The sequence below is a fragment of the Stenotrophomonas muris genome (assembly GCF_052751275.1).
Genome location: NZ_CP199879.1, coordinates 3390001 through 3412156, shown reverse-complemented (window position 1 = coordinate 3412156; position 22156 = coordinate 3390001). Strand labels below are relative to the sequence as shown.

The window sequence follows — 22156 nt, the reverse complement described above, 5'->3', positions numbered from 1 at the left end:
ATGCCCGGGTCGGCCGTTGCCTCAGTCGCGTCGCGACTGCAGGTAGGCGAACAGCTCCTGGTTGTTCTGCAGCCCCAGCTTGCGCTTGGCCTCGGCCTTCTGCCGGCTGATCGTCTTGGGGCTGCGGCCGCAGTGGACGGCGATGGCGTTCACTTTCAGCCCGGCGGCCAACAGGTCCAGCACTTCCTGTTCGCGGGCGGACAGCGCCGCCGGTTCGCGCGCGAACATCAGGTCGCGCGCCTGCAGGTGGTGGCGCAGCTGCTGCGAGACGAACACCTGCCCTGCCATGGCCGCGTTCAGGGCCTGCGGCAACTCGCCGAAATCGGCGCACTTGTCGACCAGGCCGCTGACACCCTCACGCAGCAGGCCATCGAGCAGGCCGGGGTGGCGGGCGCCGGTAAGCACCACCACGGGCATGCGCGGGTGGCGTGCGCGCAGTTCAGCGATCAGTTCCGGGCCATCCGGGCCGGTGCCCGGCATGGAGAGGTCGGTCAGCACCGCGTCGCAGCCGTGGTGCTCGACCAGCTGCAGCAGCTCGGCGCCGTCACGCGCGCTGCCGACGACCTCCATCAGGTGGGTCTGCAGCACGATGCGGATGCCATGCAGGACGACGGGATGGTCGTCGGCGATGATGATGCGCGGGTGCACGCGGAATCCTCGAAAAGCGAAGCGGCACACCTGCGGCGGCCACTGACGATTCTGCAAACGTGGCCGGCCTACAGGTATAGGAAAGTTCCGAATCGCAGTGTCTTGAACCCCGGAAGCGCTGTGGTGCAAGTCCCATCTGCTGATAGCTGCCCGCTATGTGCGCTGTGCACCGGGACATTACCGACCATCGGGTAAGCTAATGCCCTCGTTTGCACAGGAATTCCAGGTGGCTGACTCCCCCAACGCTTCCCCCGCGCCCGGCCGCGCGCTGGAAGGCCAGAAACTGCTGTTGTGCGTCGGAGGCGGGATCGCGGCCTACAAGGCCCTGGAACTGGTGCGACGCCTGCGTGATGCGGGCGCCCAGGTGCAGGTGGCGATGACCGCCGGCGCCCAGCAGTTCGTCACCCCCCTCAGTTTCCAGGCCCTGTCCGGGCAGCCGACCCGCACCACGCTGTGGGACAGCGCCGCCGAACAGGCCATGGGCCACATCGAGCTGGCCCGCTGGGCGGACCGCATCGTGGTCGCGCCGGGAACCGCCGATCTGCTGGCCCGGCTGGCCCAGGGCCATGCCGATGACCTGGTCAGCACCCTGTGCCTGGCCAGCACCGCACCGCTGACGATCTGCCCGGCGATGAACCATCGCATGTGGCTGCATCCGGCCACCCAGGCCAACATCGCCCTGCTGCGCCAGCGTGGTGCGCAGGTGATCGGCCCGGTCGATGGCCCGCTGGCCGAAGGTGAATCCGGCCCCGGCCGGCTGGCCGAACCCGGCGACATCGTGGCCGCGCTGGCCGCCAATGGCGGCGCCGCTGCGACGGTTGCCGCGCCGGAAACCCGTGCCCTGCAGGGGCTGCGCCTGCTGATCAGTGCCGGACCGACCTACGAAGACATCGATCCGGTGCGTTACGTCGGCAACCGCAGCAGCGGCAAGATGGGCTTTGCCCTGGCCGCCGCTGCTGCCGCGCTGGGCGCGCAGGTGGTGCTGGTCAGCGGTCCGGTACAGCTGCCGACGCCGCCGGGCGTGCAGCGTATCGACGTGCGCTCGGCCGCGCAGATGCGCGATGCCGTACTGAAGTCGCTGCCCGCCGACATCTATATCGGTGCCGCCGCGGTGTCCGACTACACGCCGCGCCAGGTCGCCGCGCAGAAGCTGAAGAAGACCGCCGACAGCCAGTCGCTGGTGATCGAACTGGTGCGCACGCCGGACATCCTCGCCGAAGTCGCTGCACAGACGCAGTCGCTGAAGCTGGTGGTCGGCTTCGCCGCCGAGACCCACGACGTGGAGAAATACGCGCGCGGCAAACTGGTCGACAAGCGCCTGGACCTGGTGATCGCCAACCAGGTCGGCATCAGTGGCGGCGGTTTCGAGAGCGACAACAATGCCGCCACGGCCTTCTGGCAGGACGGCGAACAGGTATTCCCGGCCACTTCCAAGCGCGAGCTGGCCGAACAACTGCTGGCGCTGATCGCGCGGAGACTCCAGGCATGACCCAGGCATCCACTTCCCACCCGCTGCAGGTCAAGCTGCTCGATCCGCGCTTCGGCGACAGCTGGCCGCTGCCGGCCTATGCCACCGAGGCCAGTGCCGGCATGGACCTGCGCGCGGCGCTGGATACCGCGCTGACCCTGCAGCCGGGCGACACCGCGCTGGTGCCCAGCGGCCTGGCCATCCATATTGCCGACCCGAACCTGTGCGCGGTGATCCTGCCGCGTTCCGGGCTGGGCCATCGGCATGGCATCGTGCTGGGCAACGGCACCGGCCTGATCGATGCCGACTACCAGGGGCCGCTGCTGATCAGCGTCTGGAACCGTGGCCGCGAGGCCTTCACCATCGAGCCGGGCGATCGCATCGCGCAGCTGGTGGTGGTTCCGATCGCCCGCGTCAGCCTGCAGGTAGTGGATACTTTCACCGACAGCGTGCGGGGCGCGGGTGGATTCGGCCATACCGGGGTGCGTTGACAGGGGACATCGATGAGCGGCATCGGGGAAGGACAGCGGGGACGGTCGTTGGGTCGCAGTGCACCTCTACTGGGGGTGCTGTTGATCCTGTTGGCCGGCTGGTTCGGATGGAGCGCGGTGCAGCAATGGCGGCAGGAGGCCAACGGGCAGGCGCTGGAAGAGGCGCGTGACCAGGCCGTGCAGGGCCTGCAGCAGGCTGCTGCGGGCCAGTTGCAGCAGCTGCAGCAGCAGTTGAAGAACGATCGCGTGCAGCAGGCGCTGCAGGCCGGCGACGCCGCTGCGGCGGCGCTGGCCGTTCGCGAGAGCTGGACCGGAGTCGAGAAGGTCGAGGTGCTGGCGGCCGATCTGGCCAACGCCTATGCCGATCCGGCCACCTTCGGGTATTCCCGCCTGGCGCTGCTGGAAGCGGCGCTGGCCGAGGCCAGGCCAAGCCTGCGCGTGGTCCGCGACGGCGGCGGCAACCGCCTGGGCCTGGCCGCGCCGGTGCAGCTGGGCAGCCTGGGGCCGGCCGTCATCTATGTCCGCCAACCGCTGCTGCGGCTGACGTCGCCGCTCGACCAGGTCAGCGCGCCGTCCGCCGGCTTCCTCGGCCTGCGCCAGGGAGCATTCGATCTGGTCACCCAGGGCGACCCGAGCCTGGCCGAAAGCGCGGAAGCGCTGGCGCGCCCGGTTGCAGGCACGCCGTTGCGGCTGGTCGCGTCGGTGCCAAATGTCGAGGCCGGTCCGCTCGGCCTGGGCGCGCTGGCCAGCGCCATTGTGGCGTTGCTGCTGGCGTTCATTGCCGTGTTGCTGGTGGTGGGGCGCGACCGGCTGCCGAAGTCGCTGCCGTTGCCGCGCCGCGCCGCCGCGTCCGAGGCCGACCATGGCCCGACCCTGAGCGAGAGCCTGCAGCAGGCGCCGCCACCGGTGGCCGCCGTGACCGGCAGTGGCGATGCCACGCCACCGCCGCCACCGCCGGTGCCTGCCGAAGAGCTGGCCGCCGGCATCTTCCGCGCCTATGACATCCGCGGCATGGTGGGCAGCGAACTGACACCGAAGACCGCGGCGCTGATCGGCCAGGCCATCGGCACCGTGGCACTGGAGCAGGGCCTGCGCGAGGTGGTGATCGGGCGCGATGGCCGCCTGTCCGGACCCGAGCTGACGGCCGGGCTGGCCGAGGGCCTGCGCCGTGCCGGCTGCGCGGTGATCGACATCGGCCTGGCGCCGACCCCGCTCGTGTACTACGCCGCCTTCCATCTGCGTACCGGCACCTGCGTGGCGGTCACCGGCAGCCACAACCCGCCCGAGTACAACGGCTTCAAGGTGGTGATCGGCGGCGAGACGCTGTCCGGCGACGCGATCACCGATCTCTACCAGCGCATCGTCGAGGGCCGCCTGGTGCAGTCCGCCGAGCCGGGTGACTACCAGCAGCGCGATGTCAGTGCCGACTACATCCAGCGCATCGCCGATGACGTGCAGCTGGACCGTCCGCTGAAGGTCGTGGCCGATGCAGGCAATGGCGTGGCCGGCGCACTGGCCCCGCAGCTGCTGGAAGCAATCGGCGCCGACGTCATTCCGCTGTACTGCGATGTCGACGGCACCTTCCCCAACCATCATCCCGACCCGAGCGAGCCGGCCAACCTGGAAGACCTGGTGCAGACGGTCAAGCGCTTCGGCGCCGACCTCGGCGTAGCCTTCGATGGCGACGGCGACCGGTTGGGCGTGGTCACCGGCGAAGGCAGGATCATCTATGCCGACCGCCTGCTGATGCTGTTCGCTGCCGACGTGCTGATGCGCAATCCGGGCGCGATGGTGATCTACGACGTCAAGTGCACCGGCAAGCTGTCCGACCATGTGCTGCGCAACGGTGGCAGCCCGCTGATGTGGAAGACCGGGCATTCGCTGATGAAGGCGAAGATGCGCGAGACCGATGCCGAGCTGGCCGGTGAGATGAGCGGCCACTTCTTCTTCAAGGAACGCTGGTTCGGTTTCGACGACGGCCTGTACGCCGCTGCGCGCCTGCTGGAGATCCTGGCCCAGCGCGAGGAGACCCCGGACGAAGTGCTGGGCGAACTGCCGGAAATGGTCGCCACGCCGGAGCTGAAGGTAGCGGTGGCCGACGGGACGCCGCATGCGCTGGTGGCGATGCTGGTGGCGGCGGCGCAGTCGCCGGACAACCCGTATGTGGGGGGCCGCCTGTCGACCATCGATGGCCTGCGCGTGGACTTCGCCGATGGCTGGGGCCTGGTGCGCGCCTCCAACACCACGCCGGTGCTGGTGCTGCGGTTCGAAGGCAACGACGATGCCGCACTGGAGCGCATCAAGGCCTTGTTCCGCAGCCAGCTGCAGCCGGTGCTGGGCGACACCCCGCTGGGGTTCTGAGGTGGGGCCGGGCGGCGCCCGGCACCCGCCGAATCAACGTCAACGTCAAAGGCCGGCTATCCGTGGGATGCGGGGTGGGTCCGGTTGCGCGGGACGCTGCAAGTCCCGCTCCGGGGCCCGGCCCAGCCGCTGGCGGCTGGGCGTTCGGGCGCTTGCGAAGCAGTGCTTCGCAAGCAAAGCGCCCTCACCCATGTAAGCTCGGTCGCCGCTTGCTCGTGTGCGCAGTCCTGCGCACACGGCAAGACCGGGGTTGGGCGTCCTGCCCAACCCGCCCGAGGCATACCTCGGGCCCATGCGGCTCACGCCCCCGCAACCGGACCCACCCCGCCTTCGACAGATTTCCGCGATCTGTCCGAACCGCATGAACTGCTCCTGGTAGGTGTCGACCTTGGTCGACACAGCAGAGATCCACGCCATGCGTGGATGCTCTTCCGAATTTGCTTTGGTGGGTGCCGACCGTTGTTCGGCACACCCTCACCCCTTGAATCGCAAGCCCACGCCCGGTTCGGTGAACAGGTAGCGTGAATCCAGCGCCGAATCGCCCAGCTTGTGCCGCAGCTTGCCGACCAGGATGCGCAGGTAATGGGTATCGTGCTGGTGGGTCGGCCCCCAGATCTCCTGCAGGATCTGCGGCTGTGTCACCACCCGCCCGGCATTGCGCAGCAGCAGCGACAGCAACGCGTACTCCTTGCGGGTCAACGCCACCGGTTCACCCTGCAGGGCGACTTCGCGGCGCACCAGGTCCACGCGCAGGTGGCCGTCGTCGAACACCGGCGGCGTGCCATCACTGGGTACGCTGCGCGTGCGCAGCAGCGCCCGCACCCGCGCCATCAGTTCCTGCGTGCCGAACGGCTTGGTCACGTAGTCGTTGGCGCCGGTATCCAGTGCGCGCACCTTCTCGGCTTCGCCGGCGCGCACGGTCAGCATGATCACCGGCACCTGGCTCCACTGCCGCAGCTGTTCAAGTACCTCGTGGCCTTCCATGTCCGGCAGGCCGATATCCAGGATCACCAGGTCCATGTCCTCGCTGGCGGCCAGCTGCAGGCCTTCCTGGCCGGTGGCGGCCTGTCGCACCTGGTAGCCCTGCGCGCGCAGGCTGATGTCCAGGAACCGGCGGATCTGGGTTTCATCATCGATCACCAGCACGCGCGCGGCCGGCACGCTGGCATCAATCGGGGTCGGGCTCATCGTGGGAGGCTGGCTTGAGCAGGGGCAGGGTGATGCGGATCAGGGTACCGCGACCGTCGCGTCCGGGCAGCGCCTGCACGCTGCCGCCATGTGCGCCGATCATGCCCTGGCAGATGGTCAGGCCCAGGCCGGTGCCGTGGCGGCCGCGGTCGCCGCGCTCGACGCTGTAGAACATGTCGAAGATGCGCGCGCGCTCGTCGTCGGGAATGCCGGGGCCGGCATCGATCACGTCGATGCGCAGCTGGCCGTCCAGTTCGCGCGCCTGCACCTGCACGGCGGCGTCGGGCGGCGAGAACTTGGCCGCGTTCTCCATCACGTTGAACACGGCCTGTTCGACCAGCGCCGGGTGTACCCAGATCGGCGCCAGCGTGGACGGAATGTCCAGCTCCAGCCGCACCTTGGGCTGGTAGCGCTGCAGGCGCCGTGCGGCCGAGCCGATCAGTTCGTCCACGCCGATCCAGTCACGGTTGATCTTCAGACCTTCGTGGCCAAGGCGGGTCATGTCCAGCAGGTTCTGGATGTAGCGGTCCAGCCGCTCGCCTTCGACCAGGATGGTGTCCAGCAGGGCACGGCGATCGGCCGTGTCCATCGCCGCGCCGTAACTGGCCAGGCTGTCGGCCGAACCGATCATCGCCGCCAGTGGAGAGCGCAGGTCGTGCGACACCGAAGAGAGCAGGGCCGAGCGCAACCGCTCGGTCTCGTTGCTGACATGCGCCTGTTCCAGTTCGGCCACCAGCCGGGTACGCAGTGCGGCCTGCGCGATGTCATCGACCATCGCTTCGGCAAGCTGCCGCTGTTCGGGCAGCAGGCGTGCCTGTGCGCCGGGCAGGTACAGGCCGGCCACGCCGATCGCGCGATCTTCGCCATCCAGCAATGGCAGGAACCACCACTGCGCACCGGCCAGGGTGTCGGTGAAGCGGCCGCTGGGCTGGCCGTGGCGCAGCGCCCAGTCGGCGGCAGCCAGGTCGGTATCGCCGGGTTGGCTGCGGCCACCGGCGGCAGTGTCCGCGCCGATCCGCAGCCACGCCGGCACATCCATCGCCTGCTCCAAGGCATGCCGACCTGCCTGTGCCACCTCGCCGTTGCCAGCGGCGCTGGCCAGCTGACGGCCCAGCTGCTGGCGTGCACGTGCATGGCGGTTGGCCGCACGCAGCGCAATGACCTGCATGCGCAGGCGCGAGGCCAGCCGTCCGGCCACCAAGGCGGCGGCCAGGAACAGGAACACGGTGATCACGCCCTGGCGCGCACCGATGGCGAAGGTGAAGCGGGGCGCGATGAACAGGAAGTTGTAGGCCAGGAAGCACAGGATCGCCGCCATCACCGCCACGCTGGCACGCGTGCGCGCCGCCACCAGCACCACTGCCACGATGAACACCATCGACAGGTCAGCCATGCCGACCCAGCGTTCGGCCAGCCAAGCCACCGCACAGGCCAGCGCGGTGGCGATCAGTGCCTGTACCGGCTCGTAGCTGATGCCGCGCATCGGTGGCAGCAGACCCTCGCGGCGCGAGCGCGCCCGGGCCTGCGGCGTGCTGATGATGGTGATCTCGTAGTGCGCGCCGCGCTGGATCAGCTGCTGGGTCAGGGTTCGGTTGAACATCCGCGCCAGCGGGCGCTCACGGGTGCGCCCCAGCACCAGGGTCGATACGCCGTTGTGCGCTGCATGGTCGAGCAGGGCATCGGCGATGCTCGATCCGTGCAGCAGTTCGGCGTCGCCGCCCAGGCGCCGTGCCAGGGCGAAGGCCGCATCGATCTCGCGCCGCGTGGCCTCGTCCTGGCGCCGGCCCTGCACGGTCACCACCGTCCACGGTGCGTCGCGGCGCTCGGCGATGCGGCGCGCCACCCGCACCAGGTACTCGCTCTGGCCGCCGCCATCGATGGCCACCAGCACGCCGCGCCGCAGCGGCAGGTTGCCTTCGCCCCGTGCGGCGCGGGTTTCACGCAGGCTGCTGTCGACGCGGTCGGCGGCTTCCTGCATCGCCAGCTCACGCAGGGCGGTCAGGTTGGCCGGCGAGAAGAACGCCTGCAGCGCCTGCGCGGCCTGTTCGGGCACATAGACCTTGCCCTGCTGCAGGCGCGCGATCAGTTCGCGCGGCGGCAGATCGACCAGCACGATGTCGTGCAGGCGATCGAGCACGCCATCGGGCACGGTCTCGCTGACCCGCACGCCGGTGATGCGCATCACCACGTCGTTGAGGCTTTCCAGATGCTGGATGTTGACCGTGGTCCAGACGTCGATGCCGGCGTCGAGCAGCTCCATCACATCCTGCCAGCGCCGCTCATGGCGGCTGCCGGGCGCATTGCGATGGGCCAGTTCGTCCACCAGCACCAGCGCTGGATGCCGTGCCAGCACGGCATCCAGGTCCATCTCCTGCAGGGCGTGGCCGTGATAGGCCACGTCCTTCAACGGCAGCTGCGGCAGGCCTTCCAGCAGGGCCTGGGTTTCGGCGCGGCCATGGGTTTCCACCAGCCCGACCACCAGGTCCACGCCGCGGCGCAGCTGCTCCTGGGCACGGGTCAGCATGGTGTAGGTCTTGCCCACACCCGGCGCAGCGCCGAGGAACACGGTCAGCTTGCCACCGGCTTCGCGTTGCAGGCCTTCCACCAGGGCATCGGCCTGGCGGGTACGCGCATCAGTCATGGGGGCCGCTGTCATGGCCGCCATTGTGCGCGCAGCCGATGCAGGCCGGCATCACGGCGCCTTGGCCGCATGGTCCAGCGCGAAGTTCAGCGTCACCACGTTCACCCGCGGCTGGCCGAACACGCCCCACTGGCGCCCTTCAGTATGTGCCTGCACCAAGGCCTGCACGCGCTCGACCGGCAGGCCGCGGGCACGTGCCACGCGTGCCACCTGCAGCTGCGCCGCCGCCGGCGACAGCTGCGGATCCAGCCCGCCGCCGGACTGGGTGACCAGGTCGGCCGGCACCTGCGCCGGGGCGACACCTTCGCGCGCGGCCACCGCCGCCGTGCTGGCGGCAACACGCTCGGCCAGCGCCGGGTTGCTGCGCGCCAGGTTGGAACCGGCCGCGGCCATCGGGTCGTAGTTGGCCGCCGACGGCCGTGCCTGGAAGTAGCCATCGCCGGTGAACGGCTGCGACAACCATGCCGAGCCGCGCACCTGGCCGCTGCCATCGCGCAGCAGGCTGCCCTCGGCCTGGGTGGGGTAGGCCAGGCCGGCGAAACCGGTGGCGATGCCGGCGTAGACCGCGCCGGCCAGCAGCAGGGTGGCCAGGCCCAGGCCGATCGCCGGGCGCCAGCCGGCGCCGTCCTGCAGGCTGGCCACGCGGGCTTCGGCCTTCGGTTCGCGGGGAAGGGTGGTGGAGGTCGAAGCAGAACGGTTCATGCGCCGAATACCAGGACAAGGAAGAGGTCGATCAGCTTGATCGCCGCGAACGGCAACAGCACGCCGCCGAGGCCGTACACCAGCATGTTCCGCCGCAGCAGCGCGGTGGCCGTGGCCGGGCGGAAGCGCACGCCACGCAGGGCGAGCGGGATCAGCGCGGGAATCACCAGCGCGTTGAAGATCAGCGCCGCCAGCACCGCGTTGCGTGGGCTCGACAGCTGCATCACGTTCAGTGCGGCCATGGCCGGAACCGCAGCGGCAAACAGCGCCGGCAGGATCGCGAAGTACTTGGACACGTCGTTGGCCAGCGAGAAGGTGGTCAGCGCACCGCGGGTGATCAGCTGCTGCTTGCCCACTTCCACGACCGCCAGCAGCTTGGCCGGGTCTGAATCGAGGTCGACCATGTTGCCGGCCTCCTTCGCCGCCTGCGTGCCGGAGTTCATCGCCAGGCCGATGTCGGCCTGGGCCAGCGCGGGAGCATCGTTGGTGCCATCGCCCACCATCGCCACCAGGCGGCCACCGGCCTGTTCCTGGCGGATGCGTGCCAGCTTGTCTTCCGGACGGGCCTCGGCGATGTAGTCATCGACACCGGCTTCGGCGGCGATGGCGGCAGCGGTCAGCGGGTTGTCGCCGGTGATCATCACCGTGCGGATGCCCATCGCCCGCAGCTGTGCGAACTTCTCGCGCATGCCGTGCTTGACCACGTCCGACAGCTCGATCACGCCCAGCACGTGGCGGCCCTCGGCCACCACCAGCGGGGTGGCGCCATTGCGCGCGACCTGCTCGACGCGGCCGGCCAGTTCAGCCGGCACGTTGCCGCCCAGCGCCTGCACGTGGGCGCGGATCGCATCGGCAGCGCCCTTGCGGATCTGCCGCCCGTGTTCCAGATCGACGCCGGACATCCGGGTCTGGGCACTGAACGCCAGGTAGTCGGCACGGTCCGGCTCGGCGGTGGCGCAGCCCTGTTCGCGCGCCAGGCGCACGATCGACTTGCCTTCCGGGGTCGGGTCGGCCAGCGAGGACAGCAGTGCGGCCTCGCGCAGCTGGCTGGCGTCGATGCCGGCCAGCGGATGGAAGTGGCTGGCCTGGCGGTCGCCGTAGGTGATGGTGCCGGTCTTGTCCAGCAGCAGCACGTCGACGTCGCCGGCCACTTCCACCGCCTTGCCCGACTTGGCCAGCACGTTGGCAGCCAGCGCACGGTTCATGCCGGCGATGCCGATGGCCGGCAGCAGGCCGCCGATGGTGGTCGGGATCAGGCACACCAGCAGTGCGATCAGCAGCAGTGGATCGACCTGCACGCCCACGGCCGCGCCGATCGCCGGCAACGTGGCCACCACCACCAGGAAGGTCAGCGTCATCGCCGCCAGCAGCAGGGTCAGCGCGATCTCGTTGGGGGTCTTCTGGCGATTGGCACCTTCCACCAGCGCGATCATGCGGTCCAGGAAGCTGTGGCCCGGCTCGGCGGTCACCCGCACGATGATCTGGTCGGACAGCACCTTGGTGCCACCGATCACACCGGAACGGTCGGTACCGGCCTCGCGCAGCACCGGTGCCGATTCGCCGGTCACTGCCGCTTCGTTGATGGTGGCCAGGCCCTGCACGATCTCGCCATCGGCCGGCACCAGCTCACCGGCACTGACGATCACATGGTCGCCCGGGCGCAGCTCGGCGGCAGGCACCTGGGCTTCGGCTGCGCCCGGCTGCGGCGCCGCCAGCCGGCGCGCCACCAGGTCCTGGCGGGCACGGCGCAGCGAGGCGGCCTGGCCACGGCCACGCGCTTCGGCCACTGCCTCGGCGAAATTGCCGAACAGCACGGTCACCAGCAGGATGGCGGTCACCGCCAGGCCGAAGCCCAGCGGTGCATTGCCGGTCAGGGTGACGATCGCGGCGACGATCGTGCCGGCCATCACCACCGCCATCACCGGGCTGCGCACCAGATGCATCGGCGCCAGCTTGCGCACCGCTTCGACCAGCGCACGGCGCAGGCCGGCGCCATCAAGCAGGGCAGGGCGCGGTGCATGGGTACTACGGGTTGAACTTGCTTGGGTACTCATCAGGGTGTCCTCAGCGCAGTCCCAGGCTCAGGTGATCGGCGATCGGGCCGAGTACCAGCGCCGGCATGAACTGCAGCACGGTCAGGATGACGATCACCGAGACCAGGGTCAGGGCGAAGGTCGGGGTTTCGATCTGCAGGCTGCCGGCAGACTCCGGCGCCTGGCGCTTGGCGGCCAGCTGTGCGGCCACCACCAGCGGAATGATCAGCAGCGGGAAGCGGCCCAGCAGCAGTACCAGCGAGCAGCTCAGGTTCCACCACAGCGTGGCGTCACCCAGTCCTTCGAAGCCCGAACCGTTGTTGGCGTAGGCCGAGACATACTCGTAGAACACCTGGCTGATGCCATGGAAGCCGGGGTTGGAGGTGCCGGCCAGGCCGGGCACGGCCAGGGTGATCGCAGTGAACACCAGCAGGGTGATCGGCTGCAGCAGCACCAGCAGGGCCAGCAGGCGCACCTGGGGCGTCTCCAGCTTGCGGCCGAACAGTTCCGGCGTGCGCCCGGTCATCAACCCGGCCAGGAACACACCCAGCAGCAGATAGACGATGAACTGCTGCAGGCCACAGCCGATGCCGCCCCAGATCGCGCTGACCAGCATGTTGACCATCGCGATGCCACCGCTCAGCGGCGCCAGCGAATCGTGCATGCCGTTCACCGAGCCATTGGAGACCTGGGTAGTCACCGCCGCCCACAGCGCCGTGCCGTCGGCGCCGAAGCGCACCTCCTTGCCTTCCATCAGCAGCGGTGTGGCGGCGCTGGCGCTATGCCCTTCGCTCCACATCATCGCGCCGGTGGAAAGCAGCGACATGCCCAGCATGCAGCTGAACACCAGGGCGCCGAAGCGACGCCGGCCGGTGAACGCGCCGATCATGAAGATCACCGCCATCGGCACCAGCAGGATGCCGACGATTTCCAGCGCGTTCGACAGCGGGGTCGGGTTCTCCAGCGGGAAGCTGCTGTTCGGGCCGTACCAGCCGCCACCGTTGGCGCCAAGCTGCTTGGCCGCGACCATCGCCGCCACCGGGCCCAGCGGCAGCTTCTGTCCGGTCATGCCGGCGCTGGCATCGATCGGCGTGGCCTGCGGGCCACCGGCCATCGTCGACGGCACACCCTGGCTGGTCAGCAGCAGGGTCCACACCAGGCACAGCGGCAACAGGAAACGCACGCACAGGCGCACCACGTCCACGTAGTAGTTGCCTACCGCCACCTGGCGGTCATCGCCGGCACCGGTGGCCGCCGCAGCCTGCGGCGCACGCGAGAACAACGCGCGCAGCGTCGCCACCGCCAGCGCCAGGCCCATCATCGGCGTCACCACCTGCAGGCCGGTGATGCCGGTCATCTGCGAGAGGTAGGACAGCTGCGCCTGGCCCGAATAGTGCTGCTGGTTGGTGTTGGTCAGGAACGAGATCATCGTGTGCAGCGCGGTGTCCCAGCGCATGTTCGGGATCTGGTCCGGGTTCAGTGGCAACCAGGCCTGGGTCATGAACACCGCCTGGGTCAACACAGCGACCACCACGTTGCTCAGCACGAAGGCCAGCACGTAGCCGCGCCAGGACATCGCGCGCGAGGGATCGACGCCGAACACCTTGTACAACGGCTTTTCGATCCAGTTGAACAGCACGTCGACCTTCATCGGCGTGCCGCGCATCACGCGGGCCAGGTACAGGCCCAGCGGCCACGCCAGGAGCAGGCTGGCGGCAAGAATGACAAGCATCTCAGTCATGGCCGGCTCCGTTAGAACGATTCGGGCCGCAGCACGACATAGAGAAGATAGGCGGCGGCGACCAGCACCAGCACGCCACACAACAAAGACAGCCAGGGGGACATTTCAATAGCGACCTGGTGGAACCCCTCCACCTCAGGCCGTCATCGTCGTCCTGCCGCCCATAAACGCACTACGCGCCGGACCGGGCCGACGCGTAAAGAGTGCATAAATTCCGTGGGCCAACCCGTAACCAGGCGCCGCCTGCTGTAGAGCCGAGCCCATGCTCGGCTGCCCTTTCCCAAGGTCACGCGGCGCCGAGCGTGGCCCGGCGCTACAGGCGAATCACGGCGCCTGGCTCGCCTGCGCCACGCCCTTCAGCTCGCGATAGCGCTGCAGCGTGCTGTCGATCTCGGCCTTCAGCGCCTGCTGCTGCTGCAGGAATCCGGCCTGCAGGCGTTGCTGCGACTGCAGTTGCACGTGCCGCTGGCGGATCGCCTCGGCCTGCTTGTCGGCCACCTTGCCACCGGCCAGTTCGCGGTCACCGGCGGCCGACAGCAGCGCCACCAGCGATTCGCGCAGGCTGGTGACGTTGTACTCGGCGGTCTTCAGGTTGTTGTCCAGCACTTCCTGGCGTTCGGCGAACACCCGGCGCAGGTCGTCCTCGCTGCCATAGGTGGACAGCATCGCCTGCTCGGTGCGCTGGCGGGTCTGCTCGGCCATCAGGTCCAGCTGCTGCTGCTGTGCCACGGTGCTGGCTGCGGCGCGCTCCTCGTCGGTCAACGCGCGCTGGACCTGCGCATTGCGCAGGCCGCTCTTCGCGTTGAACTCCTCGCGGGCGTGATTGACCGCATCGGCCGGCAGCGAATCACTGCAGATCCGCTCCTTGCCCTCGTTCCAGCAGTACAGCTTCTTTTCCACCTTGCCGCCGTCGCGCGACTGCGCCGGCACGGTGAACGGCACGGCCAGCAGCAGGCCGGCAAAGAGAACAGCAGGAACTCGGGACATGACCTTTCCCCTGGTCGGTCAGCGGATCGAACGGACGCCGTACTGGGCCCGGTAGGCTTCCAGCGGCTGCCGGTAACCGACAAGTTCCGGGTTGCCGGAGGCGAAATCAAGCAGATCGGCCAGCGATGCCACGGCGATCACCGGAATGCCGGCTTCTTCGGCCACCGACTGTGCCGCCGAGCGACGGTCGGCTTCCGAGGCGATCTCCTGGCGGTCCAGTGCCACCACGATGCCGGCCGGGGTGCCGCCGGCAGCGCGGATGATGCCCAGCGCTTCGCGGATCGCGGTACCGGCGGTGATCACGTCATCGACGATCAGCACGCGCTTGCCATTCAGGTCCGCGCCGATCAGCTGGCCGCCTTCACCATGGTCCTTGGCTTCCTTGCGGTTGAACGACAGCGGCAGGTCGCGGCCACGCTGAGCCAGCTCGCAGGCCATCGCGGTGGCCAGCGGAATGCCCTTGTAGGCCGGGCCGAACACCACGTCGTACTTGATCCCGGTGGCATCGATGGCATCGGCGTAGCAGGCGCCGAGCTGCGACAGCAGCGAACCGGAGTCGAAACGACCGGCGTTGAAGAAATAGGGGCTCAGCCGGCCGGACTTGAGGGTGAACTGGCCGAAGCGCAGGGCGTCGGCAGTCAGGGCCAGCTGCAGGAAACGGTGGCGGTGGTCGCTCATCAAAACTCGATTCATCTTCATTTGGAGCACAAATCCTAATCCAGCTGGGCGTTTTGCGCTCGTCCAGCGCCATGTGAAAGCCGTCCAGGCCCGGCCTGGCGGACTGCGCAGCCCTGCGGGCAACCGGTATGCTTGCCCGGTTTCCCGCCGCAGGTCCCCCGCATGCGCATCATCAGTTTCAACGCCAATGGCATCCGTTCCGCCGCGACCAAGGGCTTCCTCGACTGGTTCCGTGCCCAGGACGCCGACGTCCTGTGCATCCAGGAAACCAAGGCCCAGGAAGACCAGCTGACCGACCCGATGTTCCGTCCGGACGGCCACCACTGCTTCTATCGCGATGCCATCACCAAGAAGGGCTACAGCGGCGTGGCGATCTACAGCAAGCGCGAGCCGGACCAGGTCATCACCTCGCTGGGTTGGGCGCCGTTCGACGACGAAGGCCGCTACATCGAGGCGCGCTACGGCAATCTCAGCGTGGTTTCCTTCTATATCCCATCGGGCAGCTCGGGCGACCTGCGCCAGGGCTTCAAGTTCGAAGTGATGGAATGGCTGCGGCCGATCCTCGAAGCGTGGGCGCGCAGCGGCCGCGACTACGTGCTGTGCGGTGACTGGAACATCGTGCGTTCGGCGCTGGACATCAAGAACTGGAAGTCCAACCAGAAGAACTCCGGCTGCCTGCCGGAGGAGCGCGACTGGCTCAACGCGCTGTGCGCCGACCACGGCCAGGCCACCGATGTCGCCGGCGGCCGTGGGTGGGCCGATGCCTACCGCCTGCTCAACCCCACCGGAGAGGACTACACCTGGTGGAGCAACCGCGGCGCCGCCCGTGCCAACAATGTCGGTTGGCGCATCGACTACCAGTTCATCACCCCGGGCCTGCGTGACCGACTGCGCAGCTGCTCGATCTACCGCGACGAGCGCTTCTCCGACCACGCCCCGTTCACCGTGGACTACAACCTGTGACCGAGGCCGCCACGCCGGTCAGCTACAAGGGCTGGGCCGGCATCAAGCGCGCCTTTGGTACCCCGTCGGCGCTGACCATGGCCATGCTCGGCTTCGGCAGTGGCCTGCCGTTCCTGCTGATCGCCTCGCAGACCCTGTCCACGCGCCTGCGCGACGTCGGGCTGGACCTGGGCAGCATCGGCCTGATCAGCCTGGCCAGCTTCTTCTACCTGCTCAAGTTCCTGTGGGCACCGCTGCTGGACCGCTACGCCTTCCCGCTGCTGGGGCGGCTCGGCCGCCGCCGCTCCTGGCTGCTGGTGTCGCAGGTGCTGGTGCTGGTCGGGCTGGTCGCGCTGGCCTTCGTGCGGCCCGAACAGGGCGTGTGGCCGTTGGTGATGTGGGTGCTGGTGGCGTCGTTCGCCGGCGCCACCCAGGATTCGGCCGTCGATGCCTACCGCATCGAGATCGCGCCGCAGACCGCCCAGGCGGCGCTGGCCGCCACCTATACGCTGGGCTACCGGATCGGCCTGATCCTGGCCGGTGCCGGCGCGCTGTACCTGGCCCAGTTCGAAGGCTGGATCGTCGCCTACCTGGCGATGGCCGCGCTGATGCTGCTGCCGATCGTCACCACCCTGCTGTGCGCCGAACCGCAGCGCCCGGCCACCGCCGTGCAGCGCCGCATCGATATTGCCGAAGCGTTCGTCCAGCCCATCTCCAGCTTCTTCAGCCGCAATGGCGTGGCACTGGCGCTGGTGCTGCTGGCCTTCGTCGGCCTGTTCAAGTTCCCCGACCAGGTGATCGGAGTGATGGCCGGGCCGTTCTATCTCGACTCGGGGTTCGACAAGGCCGACATCGCCACCGTCTCCAAGCTGTTCGGTGTGTGGATGGGCATCGGCGGCGCGTTCCTTGGCGGCATCGCGGTGGCTGCGTTCGGCTTCCGCCGCATGCTGCTGGTGGCCGCGCTGGGCGTGGCGCTGTCCAACCTGGCCTTCCTGCTGATGGCGCACAATCCGGGCAAGCTGTGGGCGTTCTACGCCGCGCTCAGTGCCGACAACCTGTTCCAGGGCTTTGCCGGCACCGTGCTGGTGGCCTTCATGTCGTCGCTGACCGACCGCAACTTCACCGCCACCCAGTACGCATTGCTGGTCTCGCTGGCCAACCTGCCGGGCAAGTTCGTCGGTGGCGTCTCCGGCTACATCGTCGAAGCCACGTCCTACAGCACGTTCTTCATCCTCAGCTCGATCACCGTGGTGCCAACCCTGCTGCTGCTGGCGTGGCTGTGGCCGCGGATCGCCGATCGCGGGCCGCCGCCGGTCGCCTGATTGCCTGCCCGCCCGGACTGCGGGATCATCGCCCCCGACGCGCCGAGGGGGCGGTGCCTTGCGAACGGGGAAGTGAGCATGGCCGACGTTGTGCTGCGGGACCTGGACCCGCTGCTGCTGGAACGCATCCGACGGGTCGCGGTCGCCCGCGGCTGGACCCACGAACAGACCTGCGCCGCCTTGCTGGAGCAGGGGCTGTTCAGCAGTGAACTGGAGGTCCGCTCCGGCTTCGGCGATCCCGAAGTGGACGCCCTCTCCGCCGCGATTGCCGCCCTGCAGGCCCTGCCGGCAGGGCAGGGTTTCGATTAGCGCCCTTGTAGAGCCGAGCCATGCTCGGCTGCTCTTGGCCCGGCCCGCGCTAAGCCGAGCAGGGCTCGGCTCTACAACGGCGCCTCACCTGCGCGGACGGCCCACCTCACGCCAGGTGGATCGCCCCCAGGATCCGCGGGCCCATTGCCCCGGTCACGCTCGGCAGGTTGCCCGCCAGCCCGTCCATCGTCCGCTGCGCCAGCCAGGCGAAACCCATCGCCTCCACGTACTCCGGGTCCAGCCCATGCACCGCGCTGGACTCCACCTGCACCTCCGGCAGCCGCGCCGCCAGCCGCTTCATCAGCTGCCGGTTGCGCACACCGCCGCCACAGACCAGCAGGCGCCGGGTCTGCGGCTGCTGCGCCAGCAACGCATCGGCCACGGTCGCCACGGTCAGCTCCAGCAGGGTGGCCTGCACATCGGCAGCGGCGTACTCGCCTTCCCCCATGTGGGCTTCGGCCCAGGACAGGTGAAACTGTTCGCGCCCGGTGCTCTTCGGCGGCGGCAGCGCGAACCACGGGTCCGAGCGCCAGCCGGCCAGCAGGCCCTCGTCCAACGTGCCACTGGCAGCGTAAGCGCCATCGGCATCGAAGGTGCGGCCGGTATGGCGCTGGCACCAGGCGTCCATCAGCGCATTGGCCGGGCCGGTATCGAAGCCACGCACCGCGCCTTCGCGCGGGATCAGGGTCAGGTTGGCGATGCCGCCCAGGTTGAGCACCGCGCGGTCTTCGTCGGCGGTGCCCAGCATGCCCAGGTGGAAGGCCGGCATCAGCGGCGCACCGTGGCCCCCGGCCGCCACGTCGCGGCGGCGGAAGTCGGATACCGTCGTGATCCCGGTCAGTTCGGCAATGCGGTTGCCGTCGCCCAGCTGCACGGTGAACGCCGGGTCGGCCAGCGGGCGGTGGCGCACGGTCTGGCCGTGCGAGCCGATCGCGCGCACCTGGCTGCGGTCCACGCCGGCCTCGGCCAGCAGTTGATTGGCGGCCCCGGCGAAGTTGATCGCGATCCGCGCGTCCAGTTCGCCCAGTTCCTCCAGCGACTCCAGCGGGCCACCTTCGCCCAGCGCCACCAGCCGCGCGCGCAGCACCGGCTCCCAGCGGGCGGTCAGGCCGTGCACGAAGCGGCAGCCACCGCCGGCGGGGAACTGCACCAGCGCGGCATCGATGCCATCGGCGCTGGTGCCCGACATCAGGCCAAGGTACAGGGGGGCGTCAGCGTCGGCAGTCGTGTTCATGGCAGGCATAAAAAAAGGACGCGGCAAGCTTGGGCTGCCGCGTCCTTCTTCGTCAACGCAAGACGCTCAGCCGCGCTTGCGGCCGGTCGCCTGCTTGTCCTTGGCGCTGGCCACCTCGGGCGCAGCCTCGTCGCGGCTGGTCGGTGCCGGGCTGGCGTCGGCGTAGATCAGCTTCTCCATGCCCTGGATGCGCGCCATCGCCGGCGCGGTCTGCGCGCGGAAGGCGACCAGCTCGGCGCCCTTCAGCGGTTCCGGCGGCGGCATGGTCACGGTCAGCGGGTTGCGGTGCTCGCCGTTGACGCGGAATTCGTAGTGCAGGTGCGGCCCGGTCGCCAGGCCGGTCGAACCGACGTAGCCGATCACCGTGCCCTGGGCCACGCGCTGGCCGGTCCTGATGTTCGCAAAGCGCGACATGTGGCCGTACAGGGTGGTGTGGCCGCGGCCATGGTCGAGGATCACCACGTTGCCGTAGCCGCGCTGCACGCCGGCGAACTGCACGCGGGCATCGCCGGCGGCCATGATCGGAGTGCCGGTGCGCGCGGCGTAGTCCACGCCCTTGTGCATGCGCATCTTGCCCAGCACCGGGTGCTTGCGTGCGCCGAAGGTCGAACTCAGCCGCGCGAACGGGATCGGCATGCGGATGAAGCTCTTCTTCAGCGAACGGCCGTTGATGTCGTAGTACTCGGACTTGCCGTTGCGGTCGAAGCGGAAGCCGGAATAGGTCTTGCCACCGGTGGTGAAGGTCGCCGCCAGGATCTTGCTGGTGTCCACCTTCTCGCCTTCGCGCCAGGTTTCATCCATCACCACGCTGAAGCGGTCGCCCGGCTGCAGGTCCTTGGAGAAGTCGATGTCGTACTTGAAGATGTCGTCGGTCATCGTCGCGATCGCCGACGGCGACAGCCCGGCCCGTCGGGCCGCGGCATACAGCGAACTGGTGATCTCGCCGCTGGTGACCACGGTGCGCGTGGAGGACTCGCGCTTGGTCACTTTCTCCTTGATGTCATCGCCGGCCAGGCTCAGTTCCACGCGGTTGTCGGCATCGCGGTCGAAACGGATGCTGCGCAGGTCGCCGGACAGCGGCATGTCGAAGGCGATCTCGGCACCCGGGCGCAGCTTGGTCAACGCCTCACGCGCGCCGGGGTGGTCCAGCACCCGGTGCAGGGTGGTGGCCGGAATGCCAGCCTTGTCGAAGAGGTCGCTCAGGGTCTGGCCACGCTGCACGCGCAGCACCTGCCAGCTGTCACCCGGCACCTGCTGCTGGCGGGCCATGGTCAGCGGCGGCAACGGCAGCGCCAGGCTGGTGTGGCTGTCGGCGTAAGGCGCATCGATGGTGTGCGAGAAACCGGGGACGATCGTCGCCACCAGGGCGCCGATGGTCGCAAACAGGCTGGCATGCATCCAATGGCGGCGGGTCCAGCGCTCATTGAAGGCGGCGGGAAGATGTTGCCTGAGCTTCCGATGCAGGGTGTTGTCGTGCAGGACGTGGAGGCGTTCCTGGAAGCGCTGCTTGCGTGCGCGCCCTTGTTCGGAATTGTGCATCGGCGGTTTTTTCCTGGCGGCCTGGGAGTGCGGGCCTGATCGCCGGTTACCATAGACACCTCAGAAAACCGCGTCAAACCCTTGTGCCCATTGGCTTTTGTGAAGCCAATCGGGTTAACTTCGCTTTAACACCCCACACAAGAATCGGCGTTGCCGGGAGTAGTCACGTGTCCTCGATTGAAGAAGCCCTTGCCCTGATCGGCCGTGGTGCCGACGAGATCCTCAAGCTCGAGGATCTGCGTGCGCGCCTGCAGGAAGGCCGTCCGCTGCGGATCAAGGCCGGCTTCGACCCCACCGCGCCCGACCTGCACCTGGGCCATACGGTGCTGCTGAACAAGATGCGCCAGTTCCAGGACCTGGGCCACCAGGTCATTTTCCTGATCGGCGACTTCACCGGCATGATCGGCGACCCGTCCGGCAAGAGCCTGACCCGCAAGCCGCTCAGCCGCGATGACGTGCTGGCCAACGCCCGTACCTACGAGGAACAGGTGTTCAAGGTGCTCGACCGCAGCCGTACCGAAGTCCGCTTCAACTCGGAGTGGTTCGGCAAGATGGGCGCGGCCGACATGATCCGCCTGGCCGGCCAGCACACCGTGGCGCGCATGCTCGAGCGCGACGACTTCGCCAAGCGCTATGCCGCCCAGCAGTCCATCGCCATCCACGAATTCCTGTACCCGCTGGTGCAGGGCTACGATTCGGTGGCCCTGGAGGCCGACGTCGAACTGGGCGGTACCGACCAGAAGTTCAACCTGCTGATGGGCCGTGGCCTGCAGGAACACCACGGCCAGAAGCCGCAGGTGGTGCTGACCATGCCGCTGCTGGAAGGCCTGGACGGCGTCAACAAGATGTCCAAGTCGCTGGGCAACTACATTGGCATCAGCGAGCCGGCCATCGACATCGTCACCAAGACCATGAAGGTGGACGACACCCTGATGTGGCGCTGGATCGAACTGCTGTCCTTCGACATCAGCCAGGCCGAAGCCGTGCAGCTGCGCGAGCAGGTGGCCAAAGGCGGCTTGAACCCGCGTGTGGTCAAGCTGCGCCTGGCGCGTGAACTGGCGACCCGTTTCCACGACGCCGCGGCGGCCGAGCAGGCCATTGCAGGCTGGGAAGCAGCGGTGACCGGGCAGGGTGACATTACCCAGCTGCCGCTGCAGGACGTGGCGATTCCGGCCGAAGGACTGCGTATCGCTGCGCTGCTGACGGCGGCCGGCCTGACCCCGAGCAACTCTGAAGCCAATCGCAAGCTCAAGGAGCGCGCGGTCAAGGTCGACGGTGAAGTGGTCGAAGATGGCCAGCAGGTGCTGCAGCCGGGCTTCGAAGGCCTGCTGCAGGTCGGCAAGCGTACTTTCGCCCGCGTGCGCCTGGTCACTGCCTGACAGCAGGGAAGGGCCGGCGCCAGCCGGCCCTTCCTTATGCTCTTGTAGAGCCAAGCCTACGCTTGGCTGCGCTTCGCGGGTTCCTACCGCAGCGCGACGGATGAACAGATGCAACATCCGGTGAAAAAAATCGCCACACCCCCTTCACAAACGATGTGGATGGGGCCATACTTCTCCTCCCCCGTCGCAGGGGGCGCCACCAAGGGGCTTCAGCGACAACAGGGTGCCCACCACCGCCGAACGAGATGATCGAACGAAGGTGTTGACGGACTGAAAAAGTCTGGCATAATGGGCGGCTCGCTACGAAGGAAACTTCGCGGCACACGGGAACGGCGCTGAGGCCACTTCCCCGGATCTTTGAAAGTATGCGCAGGTATCTTGTGAAGGCGCCTGCAGGAAGGATGATTGTCCATCTTGCAGACGTTTGATCAAGCAACTATTAATTGTTTTAAAGCAAGCGATACGTTGCCAGAATCAATCATCTGCAGCTTTA

At 68.4% G+C, this 22156-nt stretch carries 18 protein-coding genes; 7 read left to right on the top strand and 11 right to left on the bottom strand.

From position 1 onward, the window contains the following. Positions 1 to 21: 21 nt before the first annotated feature. Positions 22 to 648 carry a response regulator transcription factor gene (locus ACUVWL_RS15885; protein WP_014645666.1) on the bottom strand — a complete coding sequence of 209 codons (627 nt, stop codon included), beginning with the start codon at positions 646 to 648 and terminating at the stop codon, positions 22 to 24. A 199-nt stretch (positions 649 to 847) separates the two neighbouring features. Here ACUVWL_RS15885 and coaBC point away from each other — a divergent pair, with 199 nt between their 5' ends. From coaBC to ACUVWL_RS15870, 3 genes are read left to right on the top strand one after another with little or no spacing between them, the layout of a single operon-like run. Beyond that, positions 848 to 2137 (top strand): bifunctional phosphopantothenoylcysteine decarboxylase/phosphopantothenate--cysteine ligase CoaBC, encoded by a 1290-nt coding sequence (gene coaBC / locus ACUVWL_RS15880; RefSeq protein WP_014645667.1) that lies wholly within the window; start codon positions 848 to 850, stop codon positions 2135 to 2137. Beyond that, positions 2134 to 2607 carry a dUTP diphosphatase gene (gene dut, locus ACUVWL_RS15875; protein ID WP_014035700.1) on the top strand — a complete coding sequence of 158 codons (474 nt, stop codon included), beginning with the start codon at positions 2134 to 2136 and terminating at the stop codon, positions 2605 to 2607. The genes coaBC and dut overlap by 4 nt, the downstream gene beginning before the upstream one ends. Positions 2608 to 2619: 12 nt before the next feature. Further along, positions 2620 to 4968 carry a phosphomannomutase/phosphoglucomutase gene (locus ACUVWL_RS15870; protein ID WP_445978551.1) on the top strand — a complete coding sequence of 783 codons (2349 nt, stop codon included), beginning with the start codon at positions 2620 to 2622 and terminating at the stop codon, positions 4966 to 4968. A gap of 474 nt (positions 4969 to 5442) precedes the next feature. Here ACUVWL_RS15870 and ACUVWL_RS15865 read toward each other — a convergent pair whose 3' ends face one another. The 8 genes from ACUVWL_RS15865 to pyrE all read right to left on the bottom strand — a co-directional run bounded on the left by ACUVWL_RS15865 (position 5443) and on the right by pyrE (position 14938). Continuing rightward, complete coding sequence (locus tag ACUVWL_RS15865) at positions 5443 to 6156, bottom strand: response regulator transcription factor (RefSeq protein WP_032961423.1); 714 nt, start codon at positions 6154 to 6156, stop codon at positions 5443 to 5445. Further along, positions 6137 to 8797 (bottom strand): sensor histidine kinase, encoded by a 2661-nt coding sequence (locus ACUVWL_RS15860; protein WP_014645670.1) that lies wholly within the window; start codon positions 8795 to 8797, stop codon positions 6137 to 6139. The genes ACUVWL_RS15865 and ACUVWL_RS15860 overlap by 20 nt, the downstream gene beginning before the upstream one ends. A 51-nt stretch (positions 8798 to 8848) precedes the next feature. Continuing rightward, the gene (kdpC, locus tag ACUVWL_RS15855; protein WP_053495930.1) at positions 8849 to 9499 is read right to left on the bottom strand and encodes a potassium-transporting ATPase subunit KdpC; all 651 of its coding nucleotides are present in this window, start codon (positions 9497 to 9499) and stop codon (positions 8849 to 8851) included. Continuing rightward, positions 9496 to 11553, bottom strand: a complete 2058-nt coding sequence (gene kdpB, locus ACUVWL_RS15850; protein WP_049441858.1) for a potassium-transporting ATPase subunit KdpB — start codon at positions 11551 to 11553, stop codon at positions 9496 to 9498. Before kdpB ends, kdpC begins: the two co-directional genes overlap by 4 nt. Positions 11554 to 11563: 10 nt before the next feature. Next, the gene (kdpA, locus tag ACUVWL_RS15845) at positions 11564 to 13273 is read right to left on the bottom strand and encodes a potassium-transporting ATPase subunit KdpA (protein WP_014645673.1); all 1710 of its coding nucleotides are present in this window, start codon (positions 13271 to 13273) and stop codon (positions 11564 to 11566) included. A gap of 11 nt (positions 13274 to 13284) precedes the next feature. Beyond that, complete coding sequence (locus ACUVWL_RS15840) at positions 13285 to 13377, bottom strand: potassium-transporting ATPase subunit F (RefSeq protein WP_005407770.1); 93 nt, start codon at positions 13375 to 13377, stop codon at positions 13285 to 13287. Between the two features lie 220 nt (positions 13378 to 13597). Then, positions 13598 to 14260, bottom strand: a complete 663-nt coding sequence (locus ACUVWL_RS15835) for a hypothetical protein (protein ID WP_032961414.1) — start codon at positions 14258 to 14260, stop codon at positions 13598 to 13600. Between the two features lie 18 nt (positions 14261 to 14278). Next, positions 14279 to 14938, bottom strand: a complete 660-nt coding sequence (gene pyrE, locus ACUVWL_RS15830; protein WP_032961411.1) for an orotate phosphoribosyltransferase — start codon at positions 14936 to 14938, stop codon at positions 14279 to 14281. A gap of 162 nt (positions 14939 to 15100) precedes the next feature. Here pyrE and ACUVWL_RS15825 point away from each other — a divergent pair, with 162 nt between their 5' ends. The 3 genes from ACUVWL_RS15825 (at position 15101) to ACUVWL_RS15815 (ending at position 17511) form a co-directional block, all read left to right on the top strand. Next, on the top strand, positions 15101 to 15901 hold the full coding sequence (locus tag ACUVWL_RS15825) for an exodeoxyribonuclease III (RefSeq protein WP_445978550.1): 801 nt from the start codon (positions 15101 to 15103) through the stop codon (positions 15899 to 15901). Then, positions 15898 to 17202 carry an AmpG family muropeptide MFS transporter gene (locus tag ACUVWL_RS15820; protein WP_014645677.1) on the top strand — a complete coding sequence of 435 codons (1305 nt, stop codon included), beginning with the start codon at positions 15898 to 15900 and terminating at the stop codon, positions 17200 to 17202. The genes ACUVWL_RS15825 and ACUVWL_RS15820 overlap by 4 nt, the downstream gene beginning before the upstream one ends. Before the next feature lie 78 nt (positions 17203 to 17280). Then, complete coding sequence (locus ACUVWL_RS15815; protein ID WP_014645678.1) at positions 17281 to 17511, top strand: hypothetical protein; 231 nt, start codon at positions 17281 to 17283, stop codon at positions 17509 to 17511. Positions 17512 to 17617: 106 nt separating this feature from the next. Here the strand turns inward: ACUVWL_RS15815 and ACUVWL_RS15810 are convergent, their stop codons facing one another. Together ACUVWL_RS15810 and ACUVWL_RS15805 are read right to left on the bottom strand one after the other, a co-directional pair. Then, positions 17618 to 18745 carry an anhydro-N-acetylmuramic acid kinase gene (locus ACUVWL_RS15810; protein WP_262093320.1) on the bottom strand — a complete coding sequence of 376 codons (1128 nt, stop codon included), beginning with the start codon at positions 18743 to 18745 and terminating at the stop codon, positions 17618 to 17620. 66 nt (positions 18746 to 18811) lie between these two features. Further along, positions 18812 to 20284, bottom strand: a complete 1473-nt coding sequence (locus ACUVWL_RS15805) for a M23 family metallopeptidase (protein WP_032961400.1) — start codon at positions 20282 to 20284, stop codon at positions 18812 to 18814. A 167-nt stretch (positions 20285 to 20451) separates the two neighbouring features. Between ACUVWL_RS15805 and tyrS the strand changes: the two genes are divergently transcribed. Beyond that, positions 20452 to 21663, top strand: coding sequence for a tyrosine--tRNA ligase (tyrS, locus tag ACUVWL_RS15800; RefSeq protein WP_049441862.1), 1212 nt, complete (start codon positions 20452 to 20454; stop codon positions 21661 to 21663). The last annotated feature ends 493 nt before the right edge of the window (positions 21664 to 22156 follow it).

What these genes read in the sequence shown, in the direction of transcription:
- coaBC (WP_014645667.1), top strand. Translation starts at nt 848, where the DNA reads ATGCCCTCGTTTGCACAGGAATTCCAGGTGGCTGACTCCCCCAACGCT.
- dut (WP_014035700.1), top strand. Translation starts at nt 2,134, where the DNA reads ATGACCCAGGCATCCACTTCCCACCCGCTGCAGGTCAAGCTGCTCGAT.
- ACUVWL_RS15870 (WP_445978551.1), top strand. Translation starts at nt 2,620, where the DNA reads ATGAGCGGCATCGGGGAAGGACAGCGGGGACGGTCGTTGGGTCGCAGT.
- ACUVWL_RS15865 (WP_032961423.1), bottom strand. Translation starts at nt 6,156, where the DNA reads ATGAGCCCGACCCCGATTGATGCCAGCGTGCCGGCCGCGCGCGTGCTG.
- ACUVWL_RS15860 (WP_014645670.1), bottom strand. Translation starts at nt 8,797, where the DNA reads ATGACTGATGCGCGTACCCGCCAGGCCGATGCCCTGGTGGAAGGCCTG.
- kdpC (WP_053495930.1), bottom strand. Translation starts at nt 9,499, where the DNA reads ATGAACCGTTCTGCTTCGACCTCCACCACCCTTCCCCGCGAACCGAAG.
- kdpB (WP_049441858.1), bottom strand. Translation starts at nt 11,553, where the DNA reads ATGAGTACCCAAGCAAGTTCAACCCGTAGTACCCATGCACCGCGCCCT.
- kdpA (WP_014645673.1), bottom strand. Translation starts at nt 13,273, where the DNA reads ATGACTGAGATGCTTGTCATTCTTGCCGCCAGCCTGCTCCTGGCGTGG.
- ACUVWL_RS15840 (WP_005407770.1), bottom strand. Translation starts at nt 13,377, where the DNA reads ATGTCCCCCTGGCTGTCTTTGTTGTGTGGCGTGCTGGTGCTGGTCGCC.
- ACUVWL_RS15835 (WP_032961414.1), bottom strand. Translation starts at nt 14,260, where the DNA reads ATGTCCCGAGTTCCTGCTGTTCTCTTTGCCGGCCTGCTGCTGGCCGTG.
- pyrE (WP_032961411.1), bottom strand. Translation starts at nt 14,938, where the DNA reads ATGAGCGACCACCGCCACCGTTTCCTGCAGCTGGCCCTGACTGCCGAC.
- ACUVWL_RS15825 (WP_445978550.1), top strand. Translation starts at nt 15,101, where the DNA reads ATGCGCATCATCAGTTTCAACGCCAATGGCATCCGTTCCGCCGCGACC.
- ACUVWL_RS15815 (WP_014645678.1), top strand. Translation starts at nt 17,281, where the DNA reads ATGGCCGACGTTGTGCTGCGGGACCTGGACCCGCTGCTGCTGGAACGC.
- ACUVWL_RS15810 (WP_262093320.1), bottom strand. Translation starts at nt 18,745, where the DNA reads ATGAACACGACTGCCGACGCTGACGCCCCCCTGTACCTTGGCCTGATG.
- ACUVWL_RS15805 (WP_032961400.1), bottom strand. Translation starts at nt 20,284, where the DNA reads ATGCACAATTCCGAACAAGGGCGCGCACGCAAGCAGCGCTTCCAGGAA.